The 19190-nt window shown below is 70.6% G+C and carries 15 protein-coding genes and 3 pseudogenes; 10 read left to right on the forward strand and 8 right to left on the reverse strand.

Annotation, left to right across the window (positions count from 1 at the left end; genetic code table 11):
* The first annotated feature begins 207 nt into the window (after positions 1 to 207).
* Both AB0447_RS15240 and AB0447_RS15245 read left to right on the forward strand, forming a co-directional pair.
* Positions 208 to 1152: an RNA polymerase sigma-70 factor gene (locus AB0447_RS15240; protein WP_366477093.1), complete on the forward strand. Its 945-nt coding sequence runs from the start codon at positions 208 to 210 to the stop codon at positions 1150 to 1152.
* A gap of 112 nt (positions 1153 to 1264) precedes the next feature.
* Positions 1265 to 2467 carry an FAD-dependent oxidoreductase gene (locus tag AB0447_RS15245; RefSeq protein ID WP_366477094.1) on the forward strand — a complete coding sequence of 401 codons (1203 nt, stop codon included), beginning with the start codon at positions 1265 to 1267 and terminating at the stop codon, positions 2465 to 2467.
* A gap of 423 nt (positions 2468 to 2890) precedes the next feature.
* Here the strand turns inward: AB0447_RS15245 and AB0447_RS15250 are convergent, their stop codons facing one another.
* Positions 2891 to 3697, reverse strand: coding sequence for an ATP nucleotide 3'-pyrophosphokinase (locus AB0447_RS15250; protein ID WP_366477095.1), 807 nt, complete (start codon positions 3695 to 3697; stop codon positions 2891 to 2893).
* Positions 3698 to 4209: 512 nt separating this feature from the next.
* On the opposite strand from AB0447_RS15250, the gene AB0447_RS15255 reads away from it, so the two are divergent.
* Entirely contained in the window at positions 4210 to 4737 is a 528-nt protein-coding gene (locus AB0447_RS15255; RefSeq protein ID WP_366477096.1) for a hypothetical protein, read from the forward strand.
* A 213-nt stretch (positions 4738 to 4950) separates the two neighbouring features.
* On the opposite strand, the gene AB0447_RS15260 is transcribed toward AB0447_RS15255, so the two are convergent.
* Positions 4951 to 5628 carry a DUF4360 domain-containing protein gene (locus AB0447_RS15260; protein ID WP_366477097.1) on the reverse strand — a complete coding sequence of 226 codons (678 nt, stop codon included), beginning with the start codon at positions 5626 to 5628 and terminating at the stop codon, positions 4951 to 4953.
* A 461-nt stretch (positions 5629 to 6089) separates the two neighbouring features.
* Positions 6090 to 6326, reverse strand: a pseudogene (locus tag AB0447_RS15265) (SMP-30/gluconolactonase/LRE family protein); the annotation flags it as partial.
* Between the two features lie 357 nt (positions 6327 to 6683).
* Between AB0447_RS15265 and AB0447_RS15270 the strand changes: the two are divergent.
* Positions 6684 to 7763: a M4 family metallopeptidase gene (locus AB0447_RS15270; protein WP_366477098.1), complete on the forward strand. Its 1080-nt coding sequence runs from the start codon at positions 6684 to 6686 to the stop codon at positions 7761 to 7763.
* Positions 7764 to 7797: 34 nt separating this feature from the next.
* Here the strand turns inward: AB0447_RS15270 and AB0447_RS15275 are convergent.
* Positions 7798 to 7920: pseudogene (locus AB0447_RS15275) on the reverse strand (IS5/IS1182 family transposase); the annotation flags it as partial.
* A 316-nt stretch (positions 7921 to 8236) separates the two neighbouring features.
* Between AB0447_RS15275 and AB0447_RS15280 the strand changes: the two are divergent.
* On the forward strand, positions 8237 to 9232 hold the full coding sequence (locus AB0447_RS15280; RefSeq protein ID WP_366477099.1) for a DUF4344 domain-containing metallopeptidase: 996 nt from the start codon (positions 8237 to 8239) through the stop codon (positions 9230 to 9232).
* 6 nt (positions 9233 to 9238) lie between these two features.
* Here the strand turns inward: AB0447_RS15280 and AB0447_RS15285 are convergent.
* Positions 9239 to 9760, reverse strand: a pseudogene (locus tag AB0447_RS15285) (transposase family protein); the annotation flags it as partial.
* Positions 9759 to 10640, reverse strand: coding sequence for an endonuclease/exonuclease/phosphatase family protein (locus AB0447_RS15290; RefSeq protein WP_366477100.1), 882 nt, complete (start codon positions 10638 to 10640; stop codon positions 9759 to 9761). The gene AB0447_RS15290 and the pseudogene AB0447_RS15285, both read right to left, overlap by 2 nt.
* A 300-nt stretch (positions 10641 to 10940) precedes the next feature.
* Between AB0447_RS15290 and AB0447_RS15295 the strand changes: the two genes are divergently transcribed.
* From AB0447_RS15295 to AB0447_RS15305, 3 genes are all read left to right on the forward strand, one after another.
* Positions 10941 to 12179, forward strand: coding sequence for a polyprenyl synthetase family protein (locus AB0447_RS15295; protein ID WP_366477101.1), 1239 nt, complete (start codon positions 10941 to 10943; stop codon positions 12177 to 12179).
* Positions 12180 to 12313: 134 nt separating this feature from the next.
* Positions 12314 to 13339: a glycosyl hydrolase gene (locus AB0447_RS15300; RefSeq protein WP_366477102.1), complete on the forward strand. Its 1026-nt coding sequence runs from the start codon at positions 12314 to 12316 to the stop codon at positions 13337 to 13339.
* 794 nt (positions 13340 to 14133) lie between these two features.
* Positions 14134 to 14607 carry a transposase gene (locus AB0447_RS15305; protein WP_366477103.1) on the forward strand — a complete coding sequence of 158 codons (474 nt, stop codon included), beginning with the start codon at positions 14134 to 14136 and terminating at the stop codon, positions 14605 to 14607.
* 454 nt (positions 14608 to 15061) lie between these two features.
* Here AB0447_RS15305 and AB0447_RS15310 read toward each other — a convergent pair whose 3' ends face one another.
* Positions 15062 to 15916: a hypothetical protein gene (locus AB0447_RS15310; RefSeq protein ID WP_366477104.1), complete on the reverse strand. Its 855-nt coding sequence runs from the start codon at positions 15914 to 15916 to the stop codon at positions 15062 to 15064.
* An 86-nt stretch (positions 15917 to 16002) separates the two neighbouring features.
* Between AB0447_RS15310 and AB0447_RS15315 the strand changes: the two genes are divergently transcribed.
* Positions 16003 to 16452 (forward strand): DUF3592 domain-containing protein, encoded by a 450-nt coding sequence (locus AB0447_RS15315; protein WP_366477106.1) that lies wholly within the window; start codon positions 16003 to 16005, stop codon positions 16450 to 16452.
* A gap of 617 nt (positions 16453 to 17069) precedes the next feature.
* Here AB0447_RS15315 and AB0447_RS15320 read toward each other — a convergent pair.
* On the reverse strand, positions 17070 to 17957 hold the full coding sequence (locus AB0447_RS15320) for a LysR family transcriptional regulator (RefSeq protein ID WP_366477135.1): 888 nt from the start codon (positions 17955 to 17957) through the stop codon (positions 17070 to 17072).
* An 80-nt stretch (positions 17958 to 18037) separates the two neighbouring features.
* On the opposite strand from AB0447_RS15320, the gene AB0447_RS15325 reads away from it, so the two are divergent.
* Positions 18038 to 18985: an EamA family transporter gene (locus AB0447_RS15325; RefSeq protein WP_366477107.1), complete on the forward strand. Its 948-nt coding sequence runs from the start codon at positions 18038 to 18040 to the stop codon at positions 18983 to 18985.
* Positions 18986 to 19190 lie beyond the last annotated feature (205 nt).

Consider the following 19190-nt stretch of genomic DNA (forward strand, 5'->3'; position numbering starts at 1 on the left):
TGGCCCGCACCTGTCATGACGTTGTTCGTCCGAACCCAACCCCGTTTGGACGAACTGCCCCGGTGGCTGGGCGGCGTCTCCCGTTTTCGTGAACTGGACCCGGCGGCAGGACCCCCTCGTGCCCCATCTCGGCCCGGGCCAGGCCCGTATGCTCACGGGGGCTATCCCGCCTGCCGTTCCGCCCCACGCGCGGATAGGATCGCGAGCATGGCCCTGATCATGAGCGACGTGGACCGGTTCGAGGCTGCCAGGCCCCGGCTGGAGGCCATTGCGTACCGGATGCTCGGCTCGGCGAGTGAGGCGGAGGATGCCGTGCAGGAGACGTTCCTGCGCTGGCAGGCGGCCGACGTCGAGCGGATCGAGGTGCCCGAGGCCTGGCTGACGAAGGTCCTCACCAACTTCTGCCTCAACCAGCTCACTTCGGCGCGTGCCCGGCGTGAGACGTACGTGGGAAGGTGGCTCCCCGAGCCGCTGCTCGCCGGGGACCCGATGCTCGGCCCGGCCGACACCGCCGAGCAGCGCGAGTCGGTGTCGTACGCCGTCCTCGTCCTGCTGGAGCGCCTGTCGCCCAACGAGCGGGCGGTATACGTCCTGCGTGAGGCCTTCGACTACCCGCACCGGGAGATCGCCGCGATCCTGGACATCACCGAAGCCGCCAGCCAGCAGATCTACCACCGGGCCAAGAAGCACGTCGCGGACGGCAAGGCGCGCACCGAGATCGACGAGGCCGCCGCCCGGAGGATCGTGGAAGAGTTCCTGGCCGCGGCGACCAGCGGGCGTACCGAACCCCTCGTACGCCTCCTCACCCAGGACGCCGTCTCGGTCGGCGACGGCGGTGGGAAGGTCCCGGCCCGCGCGAAGGCGTTCGAGGGCGCGCTCGCGGTGGCCACGTTCCTGCGCGGCCTGTTCAAGCCCAGCGACGCCAAGCGGTCCTATGTCGGCGGCGCGCCCGACATCTACGCCACGACCGCCAACGGCGGGCCCGCCATCGTGGCGGTCGTGGACGGCCGGGTCGTCGCGATCACGTGCCTGGAGGTCACCGCGGACGGCATCGCCGCGGTCCGTAACCAGGTCAACCCCGACAAGCTCGTCCGTGCGACCGAGCAGTGGGCCACCGCGGACCACGGGGGCTCCCCGCTCCACACCCTCTGATCCGATGTGACCTGCTTCACATCGCGGTCCTGTCAGGAAACGCCGGGCTGCCCGGTTCAAGAGGCGAAACCGCGCAGACAACGGCGGAACCCTCGCAGACAGGAGCAGGCCCATGCAGCACCGCATCGTCGTCCTCGGAGCCGGCTACACCGGAGCCGTCGCGGCCGGCCGCCTCGCCAAGCGGCTGCACCGCGAGGACGTCACCATCACCCTCGTCAACGCCGAGCCCGACTTCGTCGAGCGCGTCCGGATGCACCAGCTCGCTGCGGGCCAGGACCTCAAGCCCCGGCCGTTCAGCGAGATGTTCGCGGGCACGGGCGTGGAACTGAAGCTCGCGAACGTCACCGCCGTGGACGTGGACCGCAAGACGGTCACGGTCACCCCCGCGCACGGCCCGCAGCAGGAGGAACTGGCGTACGACACTCTCGTCTACGCCCTCGGCAGCGGATGGAACGACGGGGGCGTCCCCGGCGCCGCCGAACACGCCTACGAGATCTCCAGCCGCTCCGGCGCCCTCCGCCTCCGCGACCGCCTGGCCGCCCTCGACGCCGGCCGGCCCGTGATCGTGGTCGGCGGCGGCCTGACCGGTCTGGAGGCCGCGACCGAGATCGCCGAGGCCCGCCCGGACCTCGACGTCGCCCTGGCCGCCCGCGGCGCCCTCGGCGACTGGCTCTCGGAGAAGGGCCGCGCCCACCTGCGGAAGGTGGCGGACAAGCTCGGCATCACGGTCCACGAACACACCGCGGTCACCGCCGTGGAGGCGGACGGCGTGACGACGACCGACGGCCTGACCATTCCCGCCGAGGTCACCGTCTGGACCACCGGCTTCGCCGTCCACCCGATCGCCCAGGCCACCACCCTGGAGGTCACCGACCGCGGCCGGATCGTGGTCGACACCACGATGCGCTCGGTCTCCCACCCGGACGTGTACGCCGTGGGCGACGCGGCGATGGCGATCGGCCCCCAGGACAAGCCCCTCCGCATGTCCTGCGCCTCGGGCGTCCCCATGGCCTGGCAGGCCGCCGACGCCATCGCCGCCGGCCTCACCGGCACCAAGCTTCCCCACGTCTCCATCCGATACTTCCAGCAGTGCATCTCACTCGGCCGCAACGACGGCCTGGTCCAGTTCGTCACCGCCGACGACCGGGCGGTCGACAGCGCCCTGACGGGCCGTGTGGCCGCCCTCTACAAGGAACTGATCTGCAAGGGTGCGGCCTGGGGCGTCGCCAACCCGACCGCGGGCCTGCCGTCCCGACGCCGGCGTGTCGTACGGCAGGAGACCTCGAGCCGCGCCCGGGTGAAGACGACGGCCTGACCCCGCCATCGCCGAACTGCCGCCATCGGCCGACGTGGTGGACACGTCCACCGCCGGCGACGGTCCGGCGCCCCGGCCTACGGTCATCCCGACACCGACTCACCACCACCCCGCCCCGCACTGCCAAAGGGCCCACCTGTCGCGGCGCGGGCCGCGGGAGACCGCGCAGTGCAACGCCGGATACCTCGCCCCGGATCCGGGCGCAAGGCCTGGCGGGACGCGCGCCGCCGGGCGCGTCGAGGTGGCACGTCAGGGCTTCAGGACCGCCGGTCGGAGGCGTTCCGGGGGAGCAGCGTGATCTCGGCTGCCTCCTTGAGGTCGGCGGCGTCGGTGTCTCCCGCAGGGGTGGCACCGGCCGCCCGCCCCACCCGTTGAGAGAGGGGCAGGCGACGGGTTCCGGGCTGCTGTGGCCGATGTGGCCGATCAGCGCGCCGCTGGGACGGGCACAGGGGCGGCCGGGCTCACGGGCGGGCTCAGCCGGTCAGCGCCCTGCGGTACCGGGACGGCGGCGAAGACGGCGTCTTGCTGGGCCTGGAGTTCCTTCTTGCGGGCCGGGGTGGTGGAGGGCAGGCGCTGCTCCTCGTACAGGAGGTGGGTCACCTCCTGGGCGTGCTTGCTGGCGGGGGTGTGGAACTGGACCTCGAAGTGCTGCCCGGAGTGCGGCGCGCGCCATCCGGTGTTGAGGCCCTTGTATCCGCTGGACCGACCCCAGGTGTTGGACCACTTGGTGCTGTCGTTGCCCCAGGCGGACAAGAGTGCGGACGCGGTGTTCACGCCGTCGGTGTAGGCGCCGTCCGGCCACTGCAGGGTGTAGCGCACGGCGTCGCTCAGTGCGGCCAGGACCGTGTCCACGTTCTGCTCGGGGTGCTCCTTGAGGGAGGTGGCGACCTTGCGCTTGAGGGAGTCGGGCGACTTCAGGCGGTACTCGAAGCCGATGAGTTCCGCGCCCGTGACGAGGGCGGCGGTTCGTACGTCCGTGCCGATCGGCTGCTCGGCCTCCTTTGCCCGGTCGACGTAGGCGTCGACCTTGGCGTTGTCGGAGGCGTTCAGCGTGAGCCCGCCCTCTCCCTTCCAGGCGTCGTCACCGGTACCGGCGGCCATCGCCGGCGCGGTACCGAGGGCCAGCACGGTGGCGAACACCGTGAGCAGGCCCGGGCCGATGGTGCGGGTCGCGGTCGTGGTTGTGGTCGTTGCCGTGGTCGTGCGGGTCGTGGTCGTGCCGGCCGTCATGAATCCGCCTTCACCGTTGAGCTGATCTTGCACGGCCCAACCGGGACGGGGGCGATCGGGTTACTGCCCCTGCCCCTGCCCCTGCCCCGGCCGGGGGCGGGGGAGATCGAAGGAAAGGCCCGGCAGGGCCGTGGCATTCAAGCCCAAGAGACGGAAGTAGCCCTCGCCGAGGGCGATGTAGCGGACAAGCCTGTTGGCCCAAGGCCTTGTTGGTGCGCTTGGCGCCTCCGTAACGGTGGTCGCCGTCGCTTCCGAGGCAGGCAGCCGAACCGGGCTCGGGTGAGCCGCGCGGCACTGAGGGCCAAACCGAGACAACCGGGCTCGACCACGCCGCCGGCGGGGGGGGGCGACTCGCGGGCGTCGGCGGGACGACGACGAGCGCGGCACCGATCATTCCCGGGCGGCTCGGGAACCGTTCCCCCGAATCCGGCCTAACCTCTTGACGTGCAGTCGGCTGTTGGAGGGGACAGATGAGAACGCGGACGATGGTAAGCGTTGCAGTATCGGCCTGCGTGGCGCTGATGGCGTGCGTCGCGTGCGGCCCGGAGCAATCGGAGGAGGACGCGGACGCGAAGCCTTCGCAGCCGTCCGCGTCCACGCGCGCACAAGAACCGTTGCCCACGCCGTCCGCGTCCACTCGGACCGAGAAGCCGCCGACCACCCCGACCGGTCCCCAGCCCGCGCCCAGAACGAAGGAGCGCGCGATCCAGCGGTACGAGCAGTACCTCCACGCCCTCGGCCGTGAAGACATCGACACGGTCTGCGAAGTGGCCGGGCCCGGCGCGAAGAAGGCACAGGACATGGGATTCGGTCCGTGCACGTCGATGTACGTCACCGTGTTCCAGATGATCTCGCCAGCGCAGAAGAAGGCCCTGCAAACCGCGACGGTCGATCCGCAGCGCATCGCGGTGCGCACCCCCGACAAGATCGAGATGCCACTCGAAGCGGTCAGGGCCTCTGTCGCCTTCTCCGAGAGCGACCTCGGCAGCTACACCCTGGAGTACCTCGAAAACGACTACTACATCACCGACGGAACGTGACGCGTCGTACGCGGAGCCGCTCGGCGGTAGGGAAGCAGGCCCCGGGAGACGGTCCCGGGGCGGCGTGCCCACCACATGAGAATGAGCAGCCGTTGGTCCAGAGAAGGGTGGAGGACGTCCCCGGTTCGGGGCGGGGCCCGGCCGCGGCGGCCGGTTGAGCGGATAAGGGGTGGCCGGCCGCCGGTGGGGCGGCCGGCCCGGTGATGCTCGCCCTCAGCGGGTCGGGCACTTCTTCCAGGAGAAGTGGTACATGGTGTTGATGCTGCCGTCGGTGGAGTCCATGGCCATGAAACTCGTGGTCCGCGGGTCGGACGTTCCCTTGTCCACGCGCATCTCGGTGTTGATGTTGAAGTTCCGCTTCGCCCCGCAGGGGGACCACACGACGGCCTCAAGACCCGCCCTGTCAGTCACCTGCCAATTGTCGTCGAGCGCACCGTCGAACTTGTGGCTCCTGCCCGCCGACTCGGACATGCCCTGGAAGTAGTAGCTGGCCTTCTGGGTGCCGGATGCTCCCTTCGCCAGGTTTGCATATCCGCGGTAGTCGGCCTGGGCGACGGCGTAGGTGTAGCCCTGGGGAACGTTCATGCGCAGGCTGAGCTGGCAGTTCTTGCGGCCGTCGGGCAGCTTGGTGTCTGCGCCGGCCTTGGCGAGGTACTCGCTGTAGGTGACGGTGAAGGCCGTGTTGTCCGGCGCGACGGCGACGGAGGCGCTGCCGGGCCGACACCCCGAGCCGTTGACCGAGGCCACGTCGATGGTGACCTTGTCGGCCGGCTCGGGTGCTCGGGGCGTGGCTGCGCCCGCCGACGATGCGAGGGCGGTGGTGGCGAGCGCTGCGGCCGCGAGACTGACGGCGGCTGTGAGCGCATGGAGACTGCGCGGTGTACGGATCATGCCCGGACCAACGACACGTGACGCGAACCGCAATGCCCGCCGATCGGGGGACCGATGGAGTCCGGAGGTCGGCGTGCAGCCGGCCGCGGCCACCGCCGGTCCGGCGGCCGTGGGGTGCCGTGGCGTTCCGCCGGTGAAAAGGAGCGCCCGGCGCCCCAGGCGGTGAACCCGTGGGCGGGAGGCTGGCCCTGCGGGCCGGGGACGGCTGCAACACCCGCCAGGAGGTGCTGATCGGGGAGGCCGTCGAGGCGCCGGCGGCCGGCTCGGGAGTGGGCGTGGACCGGTTTCCGGGGCGGGTCACGCCGATCGGGTCGATGCGATCAGGGCTGCCAGGCCGTCGAGGTGGCAGGCCAGGCCGAAGGCGAAGAGGGACCGGGTGGTCAGGGCGAGGGCGGGGTCGGTGCGGGCGGCGGCGAAGGAGGGGAAGGCGGCGCGGGAGAAGAGGGCACTCGGCCCCCGGGCTCGGCGAAGACCGTGCCCTCGGACAGGGTGCCTCCGTCGCGTACGTCGAAGACCCGGATGCAGCCCGCGCGGGTGTCGGAGACGAACAGCTGCCGCTCGCCGGGCGAGAAGACCAGCCGTTCGGCGCTCCGAAGCAGTCCGCGACCAGCCGCACTTCGCCCGTCGCCGGATCGATCCGGTACACATTGGTGGAGCCGATCTCGCTCTGCGCGCAATGGCCGTCTCGATCGGCGCGTCGTCGTCGTGTCTGCCGTCTCGCTTCTCACGCTGCCCGCGGCGGAGGACATCACGGGCGGGTGGGCAGTCGAGCGCGGCTGAGTCGACGAACAGCGGTGGTGGTCCTCTCACACCGGCCCGGTGTCACGGCGCAGTCGGCATGTGTGCGGCCAGTCCGCGGCGACCCCGAGCGGTAGGGGAGGGAAGACGGCGCCCCCTTGCCCGGCCAAGGCGCGCGGATGGCGGTGACGGCCGTCGGCGGCAACCTCGTCCCGGGCCTGGTCAAAGGGGGTCCGCGTACGCAAGGATCACGGCCGCACCACGCACCACGCACCACGCACACCACCTCCCAGTCACTCCATCACAGGAGGATGTTCATGGCTCGCCGCACATCCCGCGGCCTCATCGCCGCGGCCACCGCCACCGTGGCGCTCTTCACCCTGGCCGCCCCGGTCTCCGCCCTGCCCGCGGGCGCCGCCTCAGGTGCCGCCACCGGCAGCGCAGCCGGTGCCGCTACCGCGCTGCCCCAGGCCCGCATATTCATGGTCAACCCCGTCCAGTCCTCCGGCGACCAGGCGTTGACCGACGGCAAGGACGGCAACGCCGCCGTGCCCGAATCCGCGTACGCCGTGGCCGCGCTGCGGAATCTGGACGGCAGCGGTTCGCTCTCCGGCAGGTGGGCGACCGTACGCTCGGACACCGGCGCCTCGGCGAGGCTCGCGGACGTCGGGAAGTACAGCCGTACCGACGACCAGTTCGAGCAGGTGATGGCGTACTTCTGGGTCAACGAGGCGCAGGAGTACCTGCAGGGCCTCGGCTTCGGCAGCGAGCTGCCCGGCGCCAACGACCGCGTGCAGCCGGTCCGGATCAACCAGTGGGGCGCCGACAACTCCTACTTCACCGACAAGAAGGCCGAGATCCGGTTCGGCAAGGGCGGGGTGGACGACGCCGAGGACGCCGAGGTCGTCCTCCACGAGTACGGGCACGCGGTGCACCATGCGCAGGTACCCGGCTTCGGCACCTCGCCGGAGGCCGGCGCGATCGGCGAGGCGTTCGGCGACTACCTCGCCGTCACGGTCGGCGTGAACGCCGCCGCGAAGTACGGTTGGCCGCTCAAGGCCGACCCGGCCTGCGTCGCCGACTGGGACGCGGTCTCCTACAGCGCGGCCCCGCACTGCCTGCGCCGCATCGACGAGAACAAGGTGTACGCCGACCGGGTCGGGGAGGTCCACGCCGACGGCGAGATCTGGTCCCGGGCGCTGTTCGACATCCGCGGGGCCCTCGGTGCCCGCACGGCCGATCGGATCATCGTGAACGCGCAGTTCGGCTTCCGGGCGGACACGAGCTTCCAGGACGCGGCACTGATGACGATCGCGACCGCGCAGCGCATGTACGGGGCGGGCGCGGCGGCCGTGGTCCGCGAGGCGTTCCGGGCCCGGCAGATCCCGGGGGTCTAGATGAGTAAGTCCGATGTGCTGTCAGTGAGCCTTTTCAGCGCTGACGCTCCGGGGTGAGGATGGCTGCGGCGATGACGGTCATGCGGTTGGGGCTGCAGCAGGCTCTGCGGAAGATTCGCCAGGACTTCAGTCGCGCGATGCTTCGCTCACACGGCGCAACAGGCCTGTTGCATTCCTTGCTCACCCTCCAGCAAGGATCTCTCCAGTTCAGCCCCAAAGACCCCGGAAGAAGGAGGAGGGTCACCATGCCAACAACACTGGCGGAAGAACCGCCGGCAAGGACGTCCGCGTCACCGTGACGCGCGCCATGAACCGGGAAGCCGCCACCGGCCACCGCGCGCCGTAGGAGGCCTGGTCGGCAGGCGCCGGGCGGGTGGGCGGGGTACTCGCCCGAACGGGCTGCCCGGCGGGCAGCGGCCTCCCGGCGGCCGCAGAATCGGTGCGGGAGAAGCACACGACGGGAGCCGATCAGGATGCCGAACACCGCCGGTTGCTCAAGGAGGGCCCGCGTCGTCGTGGTCTCGGGCGTGCTGGCCCTCGCCGGGGCAGTCGTGGCCGGGTGCGGTGGCGGGGCGGCAGGCGGCGGGCAGGTGCCCGGGACGGGGCCCCACCCGCAGGCGGCGCGCTCCGGGCGGGTCACGGTCGTCTACGAGACCGGTACGGTCGCACCGCAGGACCGGGAGGTCGTGGGCCTGATCCGGAAGTCCCGGGTGCTGGAGCGGACGGCGGACTGGGTGAACAGGACGCTCACCCTCCCGCACGATCTGGTCGTGAAGGTCACCGGCGACGTCCCGCGCGGTGTCACCGACGCCGTCACCCAGCCCGACGGCAGGACGGTCTTCGTCCCGCCGTCGTTCCTGGCCGAGATCAGGAAGGCCTTCGCCGACGTCGTGAAGACCGTCGAGCGGCCCGACCCGTTCCCGGCGTCGGAGTACAACACCGACGATCTGACCGTGCTGTCCACCGAGTTCATCTTCGGCCACGAGATGGGCCATGCGCTGCAGCGCCAGCTGCTGCTGGCCAACCTCGGCCTCGAAGAGGACGCGGCCGACGGCTTCGCGTCCTTCTACACCGTCGACGAGGTCGGGCCGGGCCCGTCGCTGGCCGCCGCGATCCTCTTCGACGAGATCGCCCGCAAGGAGGGAACGCCGACCCTGGAGAGTATGTCGAGCGACCACCCCGTCACCCAGCAGCGGGCCTACAACTTCCTGTGCTACCTGTACGGCAGCGACACGCGGGAGTACCAGCGGTCCCTGGTCGACAGCGGCCGTCTCCCCAAAACCCGGGCCCCGCTGTGCCCGCAGGCGTGGGCGATGCTGGACTACGGCTGGTGGACGCAGCTCCGGCCGCACTTCAGCCCGGCGTTCAAGGCCCGGGGCGACGAGGAGCAGAAGCAGGCGCAGGCGCGGTTGATCGCGCAGACGCGGGACCTGGCGAAGCGGATCGACGATATCCGCAGCAGCCAGTGAGCCTTTTCAGCGCTGACGCTCCAGGGTGAGGACGGCTGCGGCGATGACGGTCATGCGGGTGGGGCTGCAGCGGGCTCTGCGGAAGATTCGCCAGGACTTCAGTCGCGCGATGCTTCGCTCGACTGGTGCTCGCGCTGCTGACAGGGCTCGGTTGATCGTTCGCCGGGTTGTGGTGGGGTCTCGGTTCGGGAGCCGTCTGATCGGTGTGGTCACCCAGGGGCCGGCTCCGATGTAGGCGCGGTCGGCGAGGACGGGAACGCCCTGGCGTTCGCAGATTCGGGTGATGCGGTGGGTGCGGGCGGCGGTCAGGTCGTGGGTACGGCCGGGCAGCGCGGGCGAGATCCATGGCAGGTTGCCCGCGGGATCGGCCACGACCTGCACGTTCACGCCGTGGCGGCGGTGCTTCTGGGAGAAGTCGGCCCGGCTGTCGCCGACGCGGTAGCACTCGGCGAGCGTCCCGTCGAGCAGGACGTGATCAGGATCGGCCTCTCGCAGGACCCGCAGCAGTCCAGGGATGCCTGCCCTCTCACGAGGTGTCGAGGTCGGTGTGCAGCAGGTGGTGGTCCGAGTACGGGCTCGGGTGCACTTCGTGCCCGAGCGGGACGACGCCCCGCAGGAAGACGTAGTCGAACTTGCTCTGCCAGTCGGTGGTCGGCTCGCAGGCGCCGGTGGACGAGGGGCGGCACCGGGGGTCCGCATCCGCGGCCAGTGCCCGGATTCCGGTGAGTTCGAAGGAGGCCGGCACGGCGTTGAGGTCGCCGAGCACGATCGCGCGGTCGTGCCGGGCGACGGCGGCGGCGAGCACGCCGGTCTGCTCTGCTCGCACCGCCCCTTGACGCCGTTCGGCGAGGTGCGTGTTGAAGACCCGGACGGGTCGGCCGCCCACCGCGGTCGTGACCGCCATGTAGCCGCGGTCTTCGGACCCGCCGTCGGGGTACTCCACGTGGACGAGGTCCGTCATCGGCGCTGCCGAGAGCACCGCCTGGCCGTAGGCCCCCGGACGCCACGGCAATCCCCCGCAACGGTTCCAATTCCGAAGCACCGTCCCGTACTCGACGTGGTAGACCAGCCCGTGAGCGCGCTCCAGACGACGCCGGATCTCCTCGACGTCGCGCACGCACGCCTCTTGCAGGCCGATGACCTGGGGCGCGTACGCGGCGATCTCCGCTGCCCGGTCGGCATTGGCCGCCTTGCAGGGGTTGCAGATGTTCCACGTCATGACCCGGTTCGGTACGACCTTCCCGGCGGATTTGACGGGCGGTGGGTCGGCGAGGGGGGCACCGGTCGGACCACTGGGGCCGACGAGCACCACGCAGGCCACGACCACGGCGCCCGCGAACAACCGCGCGCCCCTACCGATCACCACCGCCTCCTCACAGGGGTTCCGTCGGCATCCGGCATCCGGCATCCGGCATCCGGCATCCGGCATCCGGCATCCGGCATCCGGCATCCGGCATCCGGCATCCGGCATCCGGCATCCGGCATCCGACATCCGACGTCCCCGTGCACGAGGTTAGGCGACGGAGTCCTCCACCCGACGCGCCGGCCCCGGGCCGAACGCTGCCCACGGCCCCGAGCCCGCCTCGGGTGCGCCGCGTCGTGCAGTCGCGCGAGTCGCCCCTCGACACCGAGGGGGTGGGTTCGACGCCCGTTCCTCCGCCGGTCGGCCGACCCCGCACCCCTGCCCGCTCACCGAAAGGCCGGCCCCGTGCAGACACCCCCATGGCCGCCGCAGCCCGGCGGGCCGCCGAGCACGCGCGGCGGTTCGACTCCCGCTTCGAGACGTACTTCGACGAGGTGGCGGACCGCATGGACTTGCCCGGCCCTGGGCCGCTTCGCCCCCCGCGCCCTGGAGCTGCTGCGGGACCTGTCCCTGCGCGGCGGCAAGAGGCTGCGCCCAGCCCTCGTGTACGAGGCGGCCCGGCTGGTGACCGACGAGGACGTGCCGGGCCTGGACGAGGCGGCGCTGAGCCTGGAACTCCTGCAGACCCACGGGCTCGTGCACGACGACATCATCGACGACAGCCCGGTACGGCGCGGCGGTCCCTCCACGTACTACGCGTACCGGCAGGACTTCCCCGATGAGGAGCGCACCGCCTCGGCGCCGGCCATCCTCGCGGGCGACCTCGCCGGGTTCCTCTCCGTACGCGTCCTCCTCGACGGCGCCGCGTCCGCCGAGGTCAAGCAGGCCATGCTGACGGTGCAGCTGGACACCGGCGCCCAGACCGTCGCCGGACAGATCATCGACCTGGAACGGGACTCGCATCCCGTCCCCGACGAGGAACTGCTGCACGCGGTCACCGAGTTCAAGTCCACCCGCCACTCGATCCTCGCACCTCTGCGCCTGGGTCTGCTGGCCGCCGGGGCCGACCTCTCCCTCGACGACGAGCGGTTGCGCCGCTACGCCACCGCGCTCGGCATCGCCGGCCAGATGCGCAACGACTACCTCGACCTGTTCGAAGAACAGGGTGCCGGCGCGGGTTCCGACATCCGCGCGGGGCGACGCACGTACGCCGTGCGCGCCGTCCTGGCCGCCGCGGACAGCGCCGTGCGGGCCGTGGTGGAGGATGCGCTCGGCGATGCCGACTGCACCCGGAGTCCGTCGAACGCATCCGCGACCTCGCCCGGGGGCTCGGCATCGACGCCCGGATGCGCGAGGACGTGGCCCGTCACGCGCGGACCGCCACGGCCGAGGCCGCCTCCTGGACACCCCACTGGCGCGCGGAAGCCGTCTCCTTCTTCACCCATCTGCCGCAGGTGGTCGCGCACGCGGTGTGATGGACCGGGCGCGGCCCCCCTGCGGCGAGGCGATGCTCGGCCGGTGATTCACCTGGTCGGGCCGAGCGGAAGCCGTCTCCTTCTTCACCCATCTGCCGCAGGTGGTCGCGCACGCGGTGTGATGGACCGGGCGCGGCCCCCCTGCGGCGAGGCGATGCTCGGCCGGTGATTCACCTGGTCGGGCCGATCGGAGGCGTGCCCTGCCTCCAATGGCCCAGCTTCACGGCCCCGGACAGACCGTGAGTCGGATGACATCTCTAACGTCACTGGCAGGTATATCGGTGCGAAACTCGTGGAGGCGTCATGTCCCATCGGGGCCACCGGCTCGCCGGTGCCTGTACCAGCATGGTCGCCGTCGGCCTGCTCGTCACCGGAAGTGCCCTCTCCGCGCCGCCGCACGAGGATCCGGACAAGAACCCGGGGGCAGACGTCGCGGTGGGCGCCTACCTCCACTACGGCTCGCCCGGTGTAGAGCGGATGCGGGAGCTCTCGCGCTGGCTCGGCGGCGCAGAAGTGCGCGCCGGGCACACCTACCTGCCCGGCGACACCTGGGCGAACATCGAAGGCGCACCCGATTCCCTTCGGAGCTGGGCGCGATGGCGCAGGGCCAGAGCCGATCGGCTCTTCGTCCTGAACGTACCCATGCTGAACCACAACGAGGCCCGGGTCCCGGACGGGCGGGTGGCGGAGCTGATCCGCACGGGCGCCGACGGGGCGTACGACCACCACTTCGAGCGGCTGGCCAGGCGCTTGGTCGCCCTGGGGGTGCCCGACACGGTGATCGTGCTGGGCTGGGAGATGAACGGCTCCGACTACACCCACCGGTGCCGGCCCGACCCGGAGAACTGGAAGCGGTACTGGCGGCGCATCGTGTCTGCCATGCGCTCTGTCGAGGGACAGCGGTTCCTTTTCGACTTCGCCCCCAACCGCGGGCCGGACGCCATCCCCTGGACCAGGTGCTACCCCGGCGACGACGTGGTCGACATCATCGGCATGGACACCTACGACCAGCCTCCCGGCAACAGCTTCGACGAGCAGGTCACCCAACCCTACGGACTCGGGCAGCAGGTCGATTTCGCCAGGGCGCACGACAAACGGATCTCCTACCCGGAATGGGGACTGTTCCGCAACGGCGACAACCCCGATTACATGCGCGACATGCTGGCATGGATCACCGAGCACAAGCCGCTCTACCACAGCATCACCGACTACTGCCCGCACGGCGTGTGGCAGTGCTCCCAGAACCCGCGCTCCGCACGCGTCTTCAGGGAGTTCCTCTCCACCCGCCACGGCCGTGCCCGACCCTCCCGCTTCGACCACGCGGACTGACCAGCCGTCGGGACACCGGACGGCCCGACACCGGCAGCCGCTCCGCGCTGCAAAACGGCAGGGCCGCCGGGCGTCCGCGCCACGTCGGCCCCACCCGCGCACGACCTCGCTCTCGCATGCGACTGCTCGCGCTGGAGCGAGTTCTACGATGAACCGGTGCTCTTCGACGGTCCTGTGGTGTCCTGTGCCGGACTGGAGTGGAAGGGCCCGCGCACCCTGCGCCTGTTCTGGGCGCGGGTCACCTACCGGCACTACGCCCTTCGCCGCGTTCCCGGCGACACGGCTCTGCAGCAGCCGTTACCAGGGCGAACACGATCTCCACCATCATCGCGTCCTTCTCCCACCGCGGCTCTCGCCCCATATCCATGCTGCAGCTATGCCGGCCGAAGCGCACGGTGCCATCCGGGGGCCGGCGCGGCCCCCCCCAGCCGGTGCGGCTGGTGGGCCGCGCCGCCGTCGACCGCTTTGGTGCTGCCACGGCCGCGGCCGGCGCGATGCTCAACTGTTTCGCCGAGGTCACCGACGCCACGCCCTGACCACCCGGCCTCGCGGGCGAAATTCGCGCTGGCCCGTGCGGCGCTCGATGCCTGGTCCGCGCGCCGCCTGGGTATCACCGTCCTCGACGGCCGGGCATCCCAGCTGCCGACCGCGAACGGCCGGTGCACCGGCATGCGCCTGGAGGACGGCACCGAGATCTCCGCGGGCACCGCCGGCGTAGCCGCCGGCGCAGCCTCCGGCCCCCTCCTCGACCAACTGCTCCCCGACCGCACCCCACCGTTGCTGTACGGCACAGGATGCGCCGTACGGACCCTGCGCCACACCGGACCCGGCTTCGACCGGGCGATCCGCACCCCCACCCGCTCCGGCGCATGCGGACTGCACCTGGTACCCCTGGGCGGCAAAGTGGAATACCTCGGAGCGACGAACCACATATCCAGCTCGACGGCCCGATCGTGGTGGTCTGGGACAACCTCAACACCCATCTGGCCGCGGGGCTGAAGCGGTACGAGGCCGAGCACGACTGGCTCACCACCGTCCGGCTTCCGCCCTATGCACCCGACCTAAATCCCGTCGAGGCCGTCTGGTCACTGGTGCGCAGAGCGATGGCCACCACCGCCTTCGACACACCCGACGACCTCGACCGCAAACTCCGACGCGAGTTACGCAGGATCCAACTGCGGCCCCACCTGATCGACGGCTGCCTCACCGCCACAAACCTGCCTGCGGGCAGCCCCACGCGTCGGGCCACCGCCTTGGGGGAGTACTGACAACCGGCCGAAGCAGGGCCCACGACTCCTGAGTCAAGCCGCAGCCATGGCTTCCAAGGCCCGATGTTCCATCTGTGAGAGTTCCGAGAACGGTCCCGGGTGATCACGTTTTCCGCACGTCACCGTTCGCCCCGCGCGGTCCCGCCCGCCCTCGCCAAGGTCCACCGGCGTGCCGAGGCCGCGCGTAAGGCCGTCGCCGCCGTCGAAGGATGCCCATCCTGCCTGCTGCGCCTGCTCATCGAGGAGGGAGGCCCTCCGAGCCAGTAGTCCAGTGCGGGTGAGGTGCGCACAGGGTGGCGGGTTGACTGACGCCGGGAGGGCAGCGCGGGAGCGTTTGCGGCTGCAGGCCGTGGCGTGTAAGGAGTGCTCGATGTCCAGCACCCGGTTCTTCCTCCCTCTTCGACGCCTCGACCGTCCGTGCCGCTGCGGCACGACCCGACGCGCAGGACGAGGATCAGCCTGTGAAGGCGGGGAGCACGAGCTGGTACGTCCCGTAGTTCATGAACCCCGCGATGACGGCGGCGACCATTGAAACGACGAGCATGAGCACCCTGTCGCCCGTCGGAGGGCAGACGGCGGCGTACGCGGGGTTTTTCGGGTGGTAGGCGATCCGGACAGTCTTCCCCTTGTTGTGGCCGAGGATGTAGCGGGTCACGCCGTCGGTGGCCGAGAACGCGTGGACGGTGTCGCCGTCGTCCTCCCGGAACACCTGCCGCCCCTCCACAGTGATGCCGTAGCGGGGCAGGTACCAGTCCCGCCACACCATCGCGAACAGCATCACAACGAAGTAGGAGCAGGCCACGCCCGTCGGCCCGAGCAGCAGCGTCGCGATGGCCCGACTCCAGTTCCCGCCCAGCACACCGACGACGACGGCCAGGGCTGCGATGGCCGCGCAGCCGGTGCACATCAGCCGGATGCCGTGGGAGGGCAATCCGACTTGGACCAGGTTCTCGTCCGCTTCGTCTTCGCCCTCGTCACCGGTGACCAGGCTTCGGATCACGACAAGCGTGGAGCCGTCGACTGTCTCCTCGTCCGCGGTCTGTTCCGGCAGAGCGGCGTTCACCGCGTCGGCGAAGACGCCTGCGGCGGCCGCGCTGACGTCGCTGACGCGGTACACCGTCGGATCGACTCCCGCCGGAGCGGTCAGCTCCAGGAGGATGTCGCGCCGTTCGGCGTGGACCCGGGCGATCGCGGCGAACGGTATGCGCAGCTCGGCGTCCGGACGCAGCAGCAGCAGCTCCTCACCGGTGGAGCGGAGTTCGATGCCCCTGTCGCCACGGAGGACGGGGACGGGCGAAGAGATCGACATGCGCGTGATCGTAGGTGGCGAAGTCCCTGCTGGTGAAGAGTCTGCGGGGCTTTCGGATTGAACCTGTGGTGCCGTACCGTCCGTCTGTGAACCTGGTGATGACCGTGCTCCTCCTTGCCGTCCTCGCATCCGCGGCCTTCTGCTTCTTCGGCCTGATGCTGATCAAAGGCGAAGGAGCGGAGCTCAAGAAGATGACGGAGCTGTACGAATCCGGCGTCGAGGTGCGAGCGGAGCTGGTGAGCCTAGTGCCGTTCGGTACCAACGGTTACGCGAGCGCTGTCTACGAGTGGCAGTCCCCGGAAGGCTCCGGCCGGCACCAAAACGGTGCGAGCGTGGGCCACGCCCACGTCGTCGGACAGAGCTACCCCCTCGTCTTCGACCCGCAGAACACCAGGCGGGTGCACCTGGGGACGAAGGTCGCGGTCCGCAGGGAGCGCAAGCGCCGCCAGGGCTACGTACGCAACGCCCAGCGAATGGCCCTCCTGGCCCTCGCAGGCGGCGCCTTGGCGACGGTGGGGCTGATCATCAGCCCCTGACGGCCGTCAAGGTTCGAACGCGGGCAGCTGGTGACAACTACGGGCGGGCTGCTGTCCGGCGGATCTTGGGGGACAGGTCGCCGTCGCAAAGTTCGCCCAGCGCGACCGCGAGCGGCTGGGGCTCCTGCGGGTCAAGGGGCCTACCACCATCCCGGGCCCGATCGGCGAGGGCGGGGTCATCCCCGCGTGCGCGGGGAGCAGTCCACTGCTTCATCAAGGAATCGAAGCTGCCGGGGGTCATCCCCGCATGCACAGGGAGCAGGTTCCAGCGGCCTGGGCTCGCCGGCTGAAGCCGGATTCCCTCACGAAACGCCGACCGTTACCTGCCCCTCCATACCCCACGAGGCCGGCCGATCGACCGCACCGCGGCCGGGGACAAAGCCGGCGACCTGATCAGCCTGGTCGGCATGGGCGAGATCATCCACACCTTCCCCGGCCATGTCACCAGGCACTGGGGCATGTCGATCGTCCGATGGCTTTCCGCCCCCCAGCTGACGTCCATGACTACGCCCTGGTCTGGAGGACCGACAGGCGCCTGCCCCTGCCGACGACGAAGCGACGACTGGGCGCGGCGCACTCGGCGTCACCGGCGTCACCTAAGAAACAGCAGCAGGGTTTCATTCCGTGCCGGGCATGGCCGGGATGTCGAGAAGAGCGAGGAAGGCGGTCGCCGCGGGGGTGCGGCTGACGTGGCTCCAGGTGACGTATTCGACGCGGGCCGGCGCGTCAGTGACCTCAACGGTGGTTACGCCGGTGAGTTGAGGCGCGTAGGCGGAAGGCAGCATGGCGATGGCGAGGCCCTGCCCGACGAGCCGGGCGATGTAGTCGGCGGTGGTCACTTCGAAGGCGACGTCGCGGCTGAGACCGGCGGCTGAGAAGGCTTGGTCGGATTGGGCACGTCCGGCTGTGCCTGCTGGAAGGTCCACAAATACCTCGCAGGAGAGCCTGCGGAGATCGACGGCTGGTTCGGCGGCGAGTGGGTGGTCCGGTGCGACCACGGCGACGAGTCGGTCGTCAGCGAGTTCATGGGCGGCGACACCTTGGGGCCGCGCTGTGGTCGGCAGCCCGAGGAAGGCCACGTCGAGGGCTCCTTCCTTGATCTTTTCGACGAGGTCGTCGCTCGCGCCCACCCGCAGGGTGATGCGCACGTGCGGGTACTGCCGGCGGAAGTCACGCAGTGCCCCGGGGATGTCGACCGCGGTGACCGTGGGGATCAGGCCCACGGCGAGCCGTCCGCGCACCTCTCCGACCGCTGCGGCGACTTCGGCGGCGGCGCGTTCGGCGGCGTCCAGACACTGGCGGGCAGCCGGGAGGAACGCCTCACCGGCCGGCGTCAGCCGCACCCGGCGGCTGGTGCGCTCGAAGAGTCTCGCGCCGAGCTCCTTTTCCAGGCGGGCGATTTGATGGCTGAGGGCGGACTGGACGACCAGGCACCGTTCGGCGGCCCGGGTGAAGCTGTTCGTCTCGGCAACCGCGACGACGTAGCGCATCTGTTGAAGTTCCATACACCTATCTTGAATCAAGATTGATGACGTGAAAAACATGTGTTGGACTCATTGATTGCTGCGCGGCGAGACTCCGAGGCATGACAAGTCCAGCAATACCGAGGGTTTCCGGCGGAGCGAGCAGCGGTGTTCCCCGTGGGAATCTGCCGCGCACCTTCCTGACGGCGCTCAGTCCCGCCGTGTGGGGCACGACCTATGTCGTCACCACCGAGCTCCTCCCGCAGGGGCACCCGCTGTTCGCGGGACTCCTGCGTGCGCTGCCCGCCGGCCTGATCGCCATGGCCCTGACCCGGGCGCTGCCGCGCGGCGCCTGGTGGGGAAAGGCCGCGGTACTCGGCGTACTGAACATCGGGCTGTGCTTCCCGCTGCTGTTCATCGCGGCCGAACGCCTGCCGGGCGGCGTTGCCGCCACCTTGGCAGCGGCGCAGCCGCTCATTGTCGCCGTCCTGGTCGTGGCGGTGCTCCGCGAGGCCCTGTCCGTGTGGCGCCTCGCCTGGGGGGCTGCGGGTGTCGTAGGCGTCGGCCTCGTGGTGATCGGGCCGAAGGCGGCACTCGACACGGTCGGGGTCGTGGCGGGCCTGGCGAGCGCGGCCTCGATGGCGCTCGGGGTGACGCTCACCAAGCGCTGGGGACGGCCCGCCGAGGCCAGCCCCACCGCTGTCGCCGGCTGGCAGCTCACCGCCGGGGGCCTCCTCCTGGTGCCCGTCACCTTCCTTGTCGAGGGGCCGCCTCCCGCGATCGACCTGTCCGCCGCCCTCGGCTACCTCTGGCTCGGCCTGATGGGTGGTCTGATCGCCTATGTCCTGTGGTTTCGCGGCATCACCACCCTGCCCGTCACCTCTGTCGCGGTTCTCGTCCTGCTCTCGCCGCTGGTCGCCGCGGTGCTCGGCGCCGTCCTGCTCGGCCAGATGCTCGGCCCGGTCCAACTCGTGGGGTTCGGGCTCTCACTCGCCGCGATCGTCGCGGGACAGCTGCCCGCACCCGGCCGGCTCGCGCGTCGCCAGCGAGCCCGCAAGCCGGGGACCTGACCTCATCGTGACCCCCGGGAAGCCCGCACCTGCTGCGCAGCGTGATCAAGACGTTCGTCGAAGCAGCGATGCCGATCTCCGGATCGGTCTGCGCAGGGGCGGCGTCGCAGGCCGGTCCCTGATCGGGCTCCCCCAGAACTCCCCCCACCCCCGTCGGCTCCCTCGGGAGCCGGCTTCACCATGACCTCGTTGGAAGGATCTCGCA

Origin of the sequence: Streptomyces sp. NPDC051211, assembly GCF_040689505.1 — a bacterium.
Classification (GTDB): domain Bacteria; phylum Actinomycetota; class Actinomycetes; order Streptomycetales; family Streptomycetaceae; genus Streptomyces.